The following is a 12,876-nucleotide window of genomic DNA, read 5'->3' as shown; positions in this document are numbered from 1 at the left end:
TGAAAACCTATTTTACATGCAGTTATTATGCTAAATTTGCCCCTTAGCATTATCAAATTTTAAAAAGATGAATATTAAAAAACACATTCCTAATTTAATTACCTTAATAAATCTTTTCTGTGGCTGTGTAGCCGTCGTTTTTATATCTCAAGCCAATTATGAAATGGCTTTTTATATGGTTTGTTTAGGAATCTTTTTTGATTTTTTCGATGGTTTTTTCGCCAGATTATTTAAAGTTTCAAGTCCGCTTGGTTTGCAGCTGGATTCATTGGCCGATATGGTAACAAGTGGAGTTGCTCCTGGTTATGTAATGTACACAATGTTTGCTAATAGTGGGCATCAATTAGGTACAAGTGCTTTTATTCCCTTTTTAGGATTTATTGTAACTCTAGGTTCTTGTTATCGTTTGGCTAATTTTAATATTGACACACGTCAGACGGATTCATTTATTGGATTGCCAACGCCTGCAAATGCACTTTTTATTATTAGCTTGAAAGTGGTCTTGGATATTTATGCTGATTCGTCACTTTTACTACTTGAAATTTTGACTAACCAATGGGTTTTATTAGTGATTACTTTATGTAGTGCTTATATCCTAAATGCTGAAATTCCGCTTTTTGCGCTAAAAATTAAAAAATTTACTTTCAAGGATAATGTACTGCAAATTGTGTTTTTGCTAATATCTCTTGTTTTGCTTCTGTTACTTCAATTTGGTGCTATTCCTGTTATCATAGTTTTTTATGTATTGTTGTCAGTCATAAATAATATGTTTCTGAAAAAGTAGTTGTATTCTAATGGCAAGAAAAACAACTTATCGTAAAACATATGCAAGAAAACCGGCTGGAAGATCTTTTTTCAGCAAGGTAATCCGGTTTGTCGTATTTACTTTTTTGGCAGTAATTTTTGTTGGAACAATATATCATTATCGCGCTGGATTGGCCTATTATCTCGGATTTAAATCGGATAAAGTTTTAGAAGAAGATGAGGTAGACAAACATCTTTCGGATGTACGAAATATTAGGGTTCTCGAAAACCACAAAGGAAAAGTGGTAGGATTTGATGTGTCAGAATTTCAGGGAAAAGTTGCTTGGGATGAGGTTGAAATTTTAGATGAGAAATATCCAGTTCAATTTGTCTTTATAAGAGCAACAGCCGGAAATGATTACGTTGACAGACAATTTAAAAGAAATTGGGAAGGTGCAAAAGAAAATAAAATTATGCGTGGAGCGTACCATTATTATCGCCCCAACGAAAATTCTATAGAGCAGGCGAATCTTTTTATAAAAACGGTAAAATTGCAAAAAGGTGATTTACCTCCAGTTTTAGATATCGAAAAATTGCCAAAAAACCAGCCTTTAGACAGTTTGAAAAAAGGATTGAAACGTTGGTTAACGAAAGTTGAAAAACATTATCAAGTTCGTCCGATAATTTATTCGGGTGAAAGATATTATTCTGATTTCTTAAAAGAAGAATTTAGCGAATATTTATTCTGGATTGCCAATTACAATTTCTATCGAGAAAAAATTGAAGACGACTGGTTATTTTGGCAGTTTACAGAAAAAGCCTCTCTGCCCGGAATCAAACATCGTGTTGATGTTAATATTTACAACGGTGATTTAGAGCAATTGCAGTTTATTACCGTGGAATAGTTTGCAGTCTCAGTCTCAGTTTTCAGTTTCTGTTGAGACTGTAAACTGAGACTGCGACTGAATACTTTTTCTTAAAATTCAAGTTTCTTCTTACGAAGTTCAAAGTTTTGTCCAAGATAAACGCGGCGAACCATTTCATCTTCAACCAATTCTTCCGGAACTCCTGCTTTAAGGATTCCTCCTTCAAACATCAAATATGTTTTATCTGTAATAGCTAGCGTTTCCTGAACGTTGTGATCGGTAATTAGAATTCCGATATTTTTGTTTTTTAATTGCGCAACAATTCGCTGAATATCTTCAACTGCAACCGGGTCAACTCCGGCGAAAGGTTCATCCAATAAAATGAATTTTGGATCAGTAGCCAATGCACGCGCAATTTCAGTACGACGACGCTCACCTCCCGAAAGTAAATCTCCTCGGTTGGTGCGAATATGCTCTAAACTGAATTCTTCAATCAAACTTTCCATTTTTGCAATTTGAGCTTCTTTAGAAAGTTTAGTTAATTGCAAAACACTCAAGATATTATCTTCAATGCTTAATTTTCTAAAAACGGAAGCTTCTTGTGCCAAATAACCAATTCCTTGTTGAGCACGTTTGTACATCGGATAATCGGTAATATTCAAATCGTCAAGATAAATATTCCCTTGATTTGGTTTTACCAATCCTACAATCATATAAAAAGAAGTAGTTTTTCCAGCTCCATTCGGACCTAAAAGTCCCACGATTTCCCCTTGATTTACTTCAACAGAAATTCCTTTTACAACACTTCGGCCTTTGTATGTTTTGATTAAATTATCGGCTCTTAATTTCATTTTATTAGTTTAATCGTTTAATCGATAAATCGTTTAGTCGTTGCAAATTAACGAATAAACGATTCAACAGTTAAACGTATTAACAATTATTTATTTCCTTGTTCTTCAAGTGCTTCCCAGAATTCGTAAGCTCTTCTTAAATGCGGAATTACAATTGTTCCTCCAACAAGAGTTGCAATTCCCATTGCTTCCATCATTTCTTCTTTAGAAACGCCTTCTTTATAACTTGTTTCCAAATGGTATTTTACACAATCGTCGCAACGCAAAACAGCTGATGCAACTAATCCTAAAAGTTCTTTTGTTTTTACATCAAGAGCTCCAGGAGCGTATGCGTTAGTATCTAGGTTAAAAATTCGCTTTACAATTTTATTATTGTCAGCTAATAATTTTTCGTTCATTTTAGAACGATAGTCGTTAAATTCTTGTATTAATTCAGACATTTTCTTTCAATTTATTTCGATAAACAATCCTTGAAATCAGGATACTCACTTCGTAGATCAACAGCATTGGTATAGCTACAATTGTCTGGCTTACTACATCTGGAGGAGTTACAATTGCTGCGATAATTAAAATAATTACAACGGCATATTTCCAATATTTTCTTAAAAAATCAGGTGTTACTAATCCTAATTTGGTTAAGAAATAAATGATAATAGGAAGCTCAAAAAACAATCCGCTGGCAAGGATACTTGTTTTTACCATTCCCATATACGAATCTAAAGTGAACTGATTGATAACCATTTCACTTATAGAGAAAGTTGCAACGAAATTCACAGACATCGGAATTACTACATAGTAACCAAATATTACTCCCAAAAAGAAAAGAAGAGAAGAGGTGAAGATGAAAATCTTAGCATGTTTTCTTTCTTTCTCATAAAGAGCTGGGCTGATGAATTTCCAAAGTTCCCATAAAATATAAGGGAAACTTAAAATAAATCCGGCTAAAAGACACATCCAGACAAATATATTTACCTGGCCTTCCATTTCGGTATTTTGAATAATAAAATTCAGTTTAGTAATGCAAATACTATCTGCAAAACCCAATTGATGTGATAAATCACAAAACCAAACGTAAGTAAAAAAACTAGGTCTTGTTGGGCCTAAAATAATTTGATCAAATAAATAATCACTAATAAAATAAGTAACAAATGCCATAATACATATTGCAGTTGTACTTCTAACCAATAACCATCTAAGTTCTTCAAGATGGTCTAAAAATGACATCTCGCCAAGGTTTTTCTTTGCCATTATACGATTCCTTCTTTTAAAATGTCATGTAAATGTAATACTCCTTTATATTCGCCATTATCGGCAACGATTAACTGTGTAATCGAAAAATCTTCTAAAATATTCAAGGCATCAACTGCCATTGTTTCAGAAGAAACTAATTTTGGATTTTTTGACATAATATCTCTCGCAGTCAAATCTGCAATAGTATCTACGTCATTTAGCATTCTTCGGATGTCTCCATCCGTAATAATTCCGATAATTTTATTGTCTTCAATAACGGCAGTTACACCTAATCTTTTTTCAGAGATTTCAAAAATAGCTTTTTTGATTGATGTTTCCGGAGTAACCATCGGTTTTAAAGAATGTTCAATCATATCTTTAACTTTAAGAAGCAGTTTCTTTCCTAAAGCGCCGCCTGGGTGATAAATTGCAAAATCTTCTGGTTTAAAGTCACGCATTTCCATTAAACACACGGCCAATGCATCGCCCATAACAAGTTGTGCTGTTGTACTGTTTGTTGGCGCAAGATTTATTGGGCAAGCTTCGATTTCGACCGTTGTATTTAAAACATAATCAGAGCCTTTTGCTAAAAAGGAAGTTATGTTGCCAGTCATTGCGATTAAAGTATTTCCGAAGCGTTTTAATAAGGGAACTAACACTTTAATTTCCGGACTGTTTCCGCTTTTTGAGATGCAGATAATGATGTCTTCATTTTGAATCATTCCCAAGTCGCCATGAATGGCTTCTGAAGCATGCAAAAACATAGACGGAGTACCAGTTGAGTTAAAAGTAGCGACCATTTTTTGAGCGATGATGGCACTTTTTCCTATTCCTGTAACGATCAAACGGCCTTTAGTTTCGTAAATTCGCTGAACGGCTTCGTAGAAATTTTCGTCAAGAAAATCAATTAATTTTGTAATTGCCTCACTTTCAGATAGTATTGTTTTTTTGGCAATCGCCAATATATTTTCTTTTGAGATCAAAACAGAATATTTAAAATTTGTATGTATAAAAGAAAGTTGTATCTTTATGTGTTGCAAATTTATACAAAAATATCCATTTAAATAAAGAATGAATTCAAACGAAATTGAAATACACAAGGAATTAAAGAAGTATTTCGGCTTTAGCCAATTTAAGGGCTTGCAGGAGCAAGTCATTACGAGTATTTTAGATAAGAAGAATACTTTTGTAATTATGCCTACGGGCGGTGGAAAGTCTCTTTGTTATCAATTACCCGCTTTAATTCAGGACGGAACAGCAATTGTTGTTTCACCCTTAATTGCTTTGATGAAAAATCAGGTTGATGCGATTCGAAGTCTTTCTTCAGAAAACGGAATTGCGCATGTGCTCAATTCTTCTCTTACAAAAACAGAAATTGCCCAGGTTAAAAAAGATATCAGCTCTGGTTTGACCAAGCTTTTATATGTTGCTCCTGAATCGTTAACTAAAGAAGAATATGTTGCATTTTTACAAAGTGTGCCAATTTCTTTTGTTGCAATTGATGAAGCGCACTGTATTTCAGAATGGGGGCATGATTTTAGGCCGGAGTACAGGAATCTTAGAAATATAATTAAACAATTGGGTAAAGTGCCAATTATTGGTCTTACCGCTACTGCAACCCCAAAAGTTCAGGAAGATATCCTAAAAAACCTTGATATGTCTGATGCTAATACTTTTAAAGCATCATTCAACAGACCGAACTTGTACTACGAAGTTCGCACAAAAACGAAAAACATTGAATCGGATATTATTCGATTTATCAAACAACATAAAGGTAAATCAGGAATTATTTACTGTTTAAGCCGTAAAAAAGTAGAATCGATTGCCGAAGTTTTACAAGTTAACGGAATCAGTGCCGTTCCTTATCACGCAGGTTTAGATGCAAAAACCAGAGCCAAACATCAGGATATGTTTTTGATGGAAGATGTTGATGTCGTTGTGGCAACAATCGCTTTTGGAATGGGAATTGACAAGCCGGACGTTCGATTTGTAATTCATCATGATATTCCAAAATCTCTTGAGAGTTATTATCAGGAAACGGGTCGCGCCGGTCGTGATGGAGGCGAAGGACATTGTCTTGCTTATTATTCTTATAAAGATGTAGAAAAGCTAGAGAAATTTATGTCTGGGAAACCAGTTGCAGAACAGGAAATTGGTTTTGCTTTATTGCAGGAAGTCGTGGCTTACGCCGAAACCTCAATGTCACGCAGAAAGTTTCTTCTTCATTATTTCGGAGAAGAATTTGATAGCGAAACTGGCGAAGGTGCCGATATGGACGATAACGTTCGTAATCCTAAACATAAAGTCGAAGCGAAAGATCAAGTGGTTAAATTGCTTGAAATTGTTCGAGATACCAAACATATATATAAGTCAAAAGAAATTGTGTTTACTTTAATTGGGCGTATAAATGCCGTAATTAAAGCGCATAAAACAGATACACAATCCTTTTTTGGATCGGGTTCAGATCATGATGAAAAATATTGGATGGCATTGTTGAGACAAGTTTTAGTTTCAGGATATTTATCAAAAGATATTGAAACTTATGGCGTTATAAAAATTACAAAAGCAGGTCTGGACTTTATCAAAAAACCGGTTTCGTTTATGATGTCTGAAGATCACGAATACAGTGAAGCCGATGATGAAGCAATTGTAAGCGCAGGAAAATCATCAGGAACTGCCGATGAAGTTTTGATGGGAATGTTGCGTGAACTGCGTAAAAAAGTTGCCAAAAAATTAGGAGTTCCTCCGTTTGTCGTTTTCCAAGATCCTTCACTTGAAGATATGGCATTAAAATACCCAATTTCATTAACTGAATTGTATAATATTCATGGAGTGGGAGAAGGAAAAGCTAAAAAATATGGTGGAGAATTCGTAACATTAATCAGTCGATATGTAGAGGATAACGATATTATTCGACCAGATGATTTGGTTGTAAAATCTACTGGAGTTAACTCGGCAAACAAATTATACATCATTCAAAATATTGATAGAAAGCTTCCTTTAAGTGATATTGCTTCTGCAAAAGGACTTTCGATGGATGCTTTGATCAAAGAAATGGAACAAATTGTTTATTCTGGAACAAAGCTGAATATTAAATATTGGGTTGATGATATGCTTGACGATGATCAACAAGAAGAAATTCACGATTACTTCATGGAATCAGAATCGGATAAAATCGAAGACGCTCTTAAAGAATTCGATGGCGATTACGATATTGATGAATTGCGTTTAATGCGTATTAAATTTATTAGTGAAGTAGCTAATTAAAAAAGTATTCGGTCACAGTTTTCAGTCTCAGTTTACAGTTTGCAGTTTTTTACTGAGACTGAAAACTGAGACTGCGACTTTTACTGATCACTATACACTTCCCCTCGATGCGGTTTTAAAGCATCTCTTACCTGAATCATGTTTTCATCGGTTACTACCATAAAAGCTATGGCATACATATCATCGATGATTTTAAATCCTGTAATATTCAAAGGTAGTTTTTCAATAGCGATATATTCTTTTAAATGAATTTCGTGATGTTCGGCCGTTTTTGCAGAAGCTGGTCCTCGGAAATCCCAAATCAATTTTATTTTTCTAGACATTTTTTTTAAAGGTGCAAAGGTTCAGAGTTGCAAAGGTACAAAGTCTTTTTTAAAGGTTCTAAGGTTCTAAGTTTCTGAGTTTTTTTTCTGTAGAGACGCAAGGCAGTGCGTCTACGCAAAGTATATCCTCAGTATGTTAGATGCACTGCAGTGCGTCTCTACAAATTTTGTGGTGAAAATCTGCTTATATCTGTGTCAATCTGCTTGCATATTTTGCGGTAAATATAAAATCTCATTTTAAAATGTTATTTTTGCAACTTCTTTTCATAGAAAGAAAAGCTAATAAATAAGATACAATGCCAAGAGAACTTTTACTTCAGGTAACTCCAGAAACTGCTGCAAACGAAGTGTTGCTTAAAGATTATTTGTCTAAACAAATTAAAGTTTCTCCAAACGAAATTCAGCATATTACAATTTTAAAACGTTCGATTGATGCGCGCCAGAAAGCGATTAAAATTAATTTGAAAGTTATCATATATTTAAAAGGAGAAGCGTTTCAGGAAACTAAAATTGAACTTCCTATATATAAAGATGTTTCAAAAGCACAAGAAGTAATTGTTGTTGGGGCTGGTCCGGCCGGACTTTTTGCTGCTTTGCAATTAATTGAATTGGGCTTAAAGCCAATTGTACTCGAACGTGGAAAAGACGTTCGTGGACGCCGACGCGATTTGAAAGCAATAAATCGTGAACATATTGTAAACGAAGATTCTAATTATTGTTTTGGGGAAGGTGGAGCCGGAACGTATTCGGATGGAAAATTATATACGCGTTCTAAAAAACGTGGCGATGTAACTAGAATTTTAGAACTTTTAGTGGCATTTGGAGCATCAGAAGATATTTTAGTTGAAGCGCATCCGCATATCGGAACAAATAAGCTTCCAAAAATTATTGAAGATATCCGAAATAAAATTATCGAATTTGGAGGTCAGGTTTTATTTGAAACCCGTGTTAGCGATATTTTGGTAAAGAATAATGAAGTTGAAGGAATTGTAACCCAAAACGGTGATAAGATTCTAGCAAACAAATTGATTTTAGCAACCGGACATTCAGCGCGTGATATTTTTGAGTTATTAGATAAAAAGAAAATTTTTATAGAAGCAAAGCCTTTTGCTTTGGGAGTTCGCGCAGAACATTCCCAAGAATTAATCGACAGCATTCAGTACAGTTGTGATTATCGTGGAGAACATTTGCCTCCGGCACCTTATTCGATTGTAAAACAAGTTAACGGCCGCGGAATGTATTCGTTTTGTATGTGTCCGGGTGGCGTAATTGCGCCTTGTGCTACAAGTCCGGGAGAAGTAGTTACAAATGGTTGGTCGCCATCTAAACGTGATCAGTCAACGGCAAATTCAGGAATTGTAGTGGAATTGAAATTGGAAGATTTCAAACCTTTTGCAAAATTTGGCGCCTTGGCCGGAATGGAATTTCAAAAAAGTATTGAGCAAAAAGCATGGTATTTAGCAGGACAAACTCAAAAAGCGCCTGCGCAGCGAATGATTGATTTTACTCAAAGCAAAGTTTCAGCAGATATTCCAAAAACATCTTATGTTCCGGGAACAACTTCGGTTGAAATGGGGCAGGTTTTTCCGGGATTTTTAACACAGATAATGCGTCAGGGATTTCAGGAATTTGGAAAATCAATGCGAGGTTATTTAACCAATGAAGCTATTTTGCATGCTCCGGAAAGTAGAACTTCGTCTCCGGTTAGAATTCCGAGAGATCCAATTTCTTATGAGCATTTGCAAATAAAGGGGTTATATCCTTGTGGAGAAGGTGCGGGCTATGCTGGTGGAATTATTTCTGCCGCAATTGATGGTGAAAAATGCGCTTTAATGATTGCTGAGGCTTTGAAATAAGATTTTAATCAAGTTTTAAATATAGTCCCTACGGGACAAATGTGTATTGTGTTCTAATTTTGCTACCGATATAAAATCTCTACGAGATATCTTGGTTGAGAAGATTAGTTTTAAATTTCTACAAGATATTTTTAAATAAGATTAGTTCTTCTAGATGAACTCCGTTAGGAGTTAAATATTGGTAGAACTTATATAATGTAAAATGGGAAAATGTCCCGTAGGGACTATATATTATACATAAAGTGTTTTTTGCGTGAGGGATAGGAGCAAGCTACCGAAGTAGCGCGGATAGCCCGACAGCAATAAAGAAAGGGCCGACTAAGCGTTTTGCATAGTTGGCCCTTTCTTTATTGCTGGCACGCCCAGATTATTATTTACGGAATCAAAATTATTTTCCCAGTGCTTTTTCTGCTTTCAAGGTAATCGTGCGCCAGTTTTCCTTCAGATAATTTGAAAGTTGTTGGTTCTGAAAGCTTAATTTTTCCTTCGGTAATCCAGTTAAATAATTGAGTCGAACGTTTGATTCGTTCTTCTTTTGAATTTAGATAACTCCATAAATCGCCGCCGGTTAAAGTTTTTGAGCCATCCATTAACATTCTTGGATCTACAAATTCAGGATCGCCGCCAGCCATTCCGAAGAAAACAACTTGTCCGCATTCTTTTGTTACTTCAAAACTATCTTTTAAAGTACTTCCGATACTGTCATAAACAACATCAACGCCATTTTGGACAACTTTAAAAACTTGTGATTTCCAATCGTCATTATAAAGAAAAACATGATCTGCGCCTTGTTCAAAACCTACTTTTGCTTTCTCGGCAGATGAAGTCAATCCGATAACGTTTGCTCCAAAAAGTTTGCTTATTTGAGTAAGAATCTGACCAACTCCGCCGGCAACAGCATGAATTAATACCGTTTCTCCTTGTTGAGTTTTATGGCTGTCGGTTGCTAAATAATGTGCAGTTAATCCTTGTAATAAAACAGAAGCTGCAGTTTCGAAAGAAATCGCTTCCGGCAAAGGTAAAACGTGATTGATGTTTACCGCAACGAGTTCGGCATTTGCGAAAGGAACATCGGCGAAAGCCACACGGTCGCCCACTTTATATTCTGGATGATTATTGGCGTCAACCACAATTCCGGCACCTTCGTAACCGGCAATAAAAGGAGGATTTCCTTTAAGATGATAATTTCCTTTGCGTCGGTAAACATCGGCAAAATTTAATCCGATTGCTTTCATTTCGACTAAAATCTCATCGCTTTTAAGCTCTGGATTTGGTATTTCGATATATTCTAAAACATTTGAATCTCCAAAGGTAGAGAAGGTAAGTGCTTTCATTTTTTAAGTTTTTAGGACTACAAAAGTACGCCAAAATTCAAAAAATTAGCCTCACTTAAATTAATAAATGAGGCTATTGATTTGTTTTTTTTCTTGCCACAGATTAAAAGATTTTCACAGATTTTTTTTTGAGTTTTACAACTTGAAAAATCCTTTTAATCTGTGGCGAAAAATAAATTAGATTTTTGGGAATTTCATATCATTGAAAGTGCTTTTTTGTTTCGCCAAAGCTTCAATATCTTGCCATTTTCTTGGAGATTCAGCAGAAAGGTTTTCGTATGAATCTTTTAGCATTAAGATATCATCTTCGATACGAACGCCAATATTCCACCATTTTTTATCACATTTACTGTTTGCAGGAATGTAGATTCCTGGTTCAACTGTAAGGATCATATTTTCTTTTAGAGTGCCCATGTAGTTTCCTTTGTCATGAACATCTAAACCAAGAAAATGTGAGCAACCATGCGGATAATAAATTCTTGCGTCTTTAGGATCTGTAATGATTCCCAATTTGATTAGTCCCGCAGCCACTACTTCTGATGCTTTTTTATTTAAATCCTGAATAGGAGTTCCTTCTTTGCAGATTTTAAAAACTTCTTCCTGAGCTTCATAAACAATTTGATAAATCGCTTTTTGCTCTTCAGTAAATTTTCCGTTTGCAGGAATAGTTCTTGTAACATCGGCAGAATATCCGTGATATTCAGAACCAACATCCATTAATAATAATTGGTTGTCGATTTTTGTTGCGTTGTTTTCTCCATAATGCAAAATACATCCGTTAGCACCGGCACCAACAATTGGCGGATAACCTTCGCCTTCGGAGCCGTAATGTCTGTGAACATAAGCGTGTATTCCGTCGGCTTCGTTTTCGCTCATATCAGGACCAACTGCTTTCATAACTTCGTTGTGGGCAACGCAGGAAAGTTTTACAGTTTTGCGCATTAGAACTAATTCTTCGGGAGTTTTTATTTCGCGCAGTGAATTCGTGATTTTGTTGAATAAATCTACAGATTCTGAATTTTCTTTGGTAATTCCGGCTTTGGTTTTAAAGGACTGTACTAGTAAATAGAGATTGTCTTCATGAGTGCTTACCGCTATGCTTGTCTGAAATTGATCATAAATAATTTTATCAAATTTTTTGAAATCAATTGTGAATCCTTGAAAATCTGATCCGTTGTAAACTTTTGTGAAACCTAGTTTTGATTTTGCACCTTCAATTCCTAAACGTCTTCCTGTCCACATTTCGCGAGCGGCATTTCTTTCTCTGACAAAAAGAACTTCGGTATATTTTTCAGTTCCTTGTTCTTCTTTGAAAAGCACTAGAACGGCATCTGGTTCTTTGTAGCCCGTTAAATAATACATGTCTGGGTTTTGATGATAATTATAGGAAACATCTTTAGAGAAAACTCTTTCCGGATAAGAGAAAATAACGGCCACAGAGTTTGCAGGCATTAATGCTCTGAAAGCTTCGCGACGACCTTTGTGAAACTCTTTTGAAAGATAATCTGTTGGCAGGTTTTCCTGAGAATGTATTTGTCCTAACGTTATTAAAAAGGTAAATACGGCAAGTAATTTCTTCATTTTGCTGGTTTTTTATTGATGATTTTTGGTTTTTTGATCATGGCAAATTACAAAAAATACGAATTAAATACGTAAGATATTTCGTTATTTACCAGTATGTTATAATTAGTCTTTTGGAAATGGGGTTTGTTACGGTTTACGATGATTTTTCTGGAATAAAAAATAGGAGCAAAAAAAACGCCCTTATAAACAGGGCGCAAGTAATTGATTATTTTTTTTTGAGTTTGTCTTTGAAGACTTTTTCAAATTTTTCTATTTTCGGCTGAATAACCATTTTGCAATAAGGCTGATTTTTATTGTTGGCATAATAGTTTTGGTGATAATCTTCAGCTTTATAGAATTTTGTAAAAGGCTCGACTTTCGTTACAATTGGACTGTTGTAGACTTTTGCTTTATTTAGTTCAGCAATAATAGATTGAGCCGCTTTTTTCTGTTCCTCATTTTTATAAAAAATTACAGATCGGTATTGAGTTCCAACATCAGCTCCCTGACGATTTAAAGTTGTCGGATCGTGAACGGTAAAAAAGACTTTGAAGATTTCGTTAATATCAGTTACATTTTTGTCGTAAGTAATCTGAACAACTTCGGCATGGCCTGTTGTTCCAGTGCAAACTTCCTCATAAGTAGGATTCGCAACTTTTCCTCCAGAGAAACCTGAAACTACAGATTTTACTCCGTCAAGATTTTCATAAACAGCTTCAACGCACCAATAACAGCCGCCTCCAAGTGTTATGGTTTCTAAATTTGCTGTTTTTTTATTCTGAGAAAAGCCATTTAAGGATAAAGCGAAAAGGCAGATTAAAAGTATATTTTTCATTTGTAAA

Annotated in this window: 12 protein-coding genes; 4 read left to right on the top strand and 8 right to left on the bottom strand. The window is 35.0% G+C overall.

Annotated features, from left to right (window positions below; genetic code table 11):
• The first annotated feature begins 67 nt into the window (after positions 1-67).
• On the top strand, positions 68-784 hold the full coding sequence (locus BD847_RS18695; RefSeq protein WP_115889784.1) for a CDP-alcohol phosphatidyltransferase family protein: 717 nt from the start codon (positions 68-70) through the stop codon (positions 782-784).
• A 10-nt stretch (positions 785-794) separates the two neighbouring features.
• Positions 795-1,649, top strand: coding sequence for a glycoside hydrolase family 25 protein (locus BD847_RS18690; RefSeq protein WP_115889783.1), 855 nt, complete (start codon positions 795-797; stop codon positions 1,647-1,649).
• A 71-nt stretch (positions 1,650-1,720) separates the two neighbouring features.
• On the opposite strand, the gene lptB is transcribed toward BD847_RS18690, so the two are convergent.
• From lptB to BD847_RS18670, 4 genes are all read right to left on the bottom strand, one after another.
• Positions 1,721-2,461 carry an LPS export ABC transporter ATP-binding protein gene (gene lptB / locus BD847_RS18685; RefSeq protein ID WP_012022391.1) on the bottom strand — a complete coding sequence of 247 codons (741 nt, stop codon included), beginning with the start codon at positions 2,459-2,461 and terminating at the stop codon, positions 1,721-1,723.
• Positions 2,462-2,547: 86 nt separating this feature from the next.
• The gene (locus BD847_RS18680) at positions 2,548-2,901 is read right to left on the bottom strand and encodes a carboxymuconolactone decarboxylase family protein (RefSeq protein ID WP_115889782.1); all 354 of its coding nucleotides are present in this window, start codon (positions 2,899-2,901) and stop codon (positions 2,548-2,550) included.
• Positions 2,894-3,709: a twin-arginine translocase subunit TatC gene (tatC, locus tag BD847_RS18675; RefSeq protein ID WP_115889781.1), complete on the bottom strand. Its 816-nt coding sequence runs from the start codon at positions 3,707-3,709 to the stop codon at positions 2,894-2,896. Before tatC ends, BD847_RS18680 begins: the two co-directional genes overlap by 8 nt.
• Positions 3,709-4,674, bottom strand: a complete 966-nt coding sequence (locus BD847_RS18670) for a KpsF/GutQ family sugar-phosphate isomerase (RefSeq protein ID WP_167443890.1) — start codon at positions 4,672-4,674, stop codon at positions 3,709-3,711. The genes tatC and BD847_RS18670 overlap by 1 nt, the downstream gene beginning before the upstream one ends.
• An 88-nt stretch (positions 4,675-4,762) precedes the next feature.
• Between BD847_RS18670 and recQ the strand changes: the two genes are divergently transcribed.
• Complete coding sequence (recQ, locus tag BD847_RS18665; protein WP_115889780.1) at positions 4,763-6,958, top strand: DNA helicase RecQ; 2,196 nt, start codon at positions 4,763-4,765, stop codon at positions 6,956-6,958.
• 80 nt (positions 6,959-7,038) lie between these two features.
• On the opposite strand, the gene BD847_RS18660 is transcribed toward recQ, so the two are convergent.
• Positions 7,039-7,281 (bottom strand): hypothetical protein, encoded by a 243-nt coding sequence (locus tag BD847_RS18660; protein WP_026727780.1) that lies wholly within the window; start codon positions 7,279-7,281, stop codon positions 7,039-7,041.
• Positions 7,282-7,577: 296 nt separating this feature from the next.
• On the opposite strand from BD847_RS18660, the gene BD847_RS18655 reads away from it, so the two are divergent.
• Positions 7,578-9,137: an NAD(P)/FAD-dependent oxidoreductase gene (locus BD847_RS18655; protein ID WP_115889779.1), complete on the top strand. Its 1,560-nt coding sequence runs from the start codon at positions 7,578-7,580 to the stop codon at positions 9,135-9,137.
• Positions 9,138-9,511: 374 nt separating this feature from the next.
• Here the strand turns inward: BD847_RS18655 and BD847_RS18650 are convergent, their stop codons facing one another.
• The 3 genes from BD847_RS18650 to msrA form a co-directional block, all read right to left on the bottom strand.
• On the bottom strand, positions 9,512-10,471 hold the full coding sequence (locus BD847_RS18650; RefSeq protein ID WP_115889778.1) for a quinone oxidoreductase family protein: 960 nt from the start codon (positions 10,469-10,471) through the stop codon (positions 9,512-9,514).
• Between the two features lie 177 nt (positions 10,472-10,648).
• A complete protein-coding gene (locus BD847_RS18645; RefSeq protein ID WP_115889777.1) occupies positions 10,649-12,052 on the bottom strand; it encodes an aminopeptidase P N-terminal domain-containing protein in 1,404 nt (467 codons plus the stop codon).
• 208 nt (positions 12,053-12,260) lie between these two features.
• Positions 12,261-12,869, bottom strand: a complete 609-nt coding sequence (gene msrA, locus BD847_RS18640; RefSeq protein ID WP_115889776.1) for a peptide-methionine (S)-S-oxide reductase MsrA — start codon at positions 12,867-12,869, stop codon at positions 12,261-12,263.
• Positions 12,870-12,876: the final 7 nt, after the last annotated feature.

The sequence above is a fragment of the Flavobacterium cutihirudinis genome (genome assembly GCF_003385895.1).
GTDB lineage: Bacteria > Bacteroidota > Bacteroidia > Flavobacteriales > Flavobacteriaceae > Flavobacterium > Flavobacterium cutihirudinis.
This window is presented reverse-complemented; position numbering and strand designations above follow the sequence as displayed.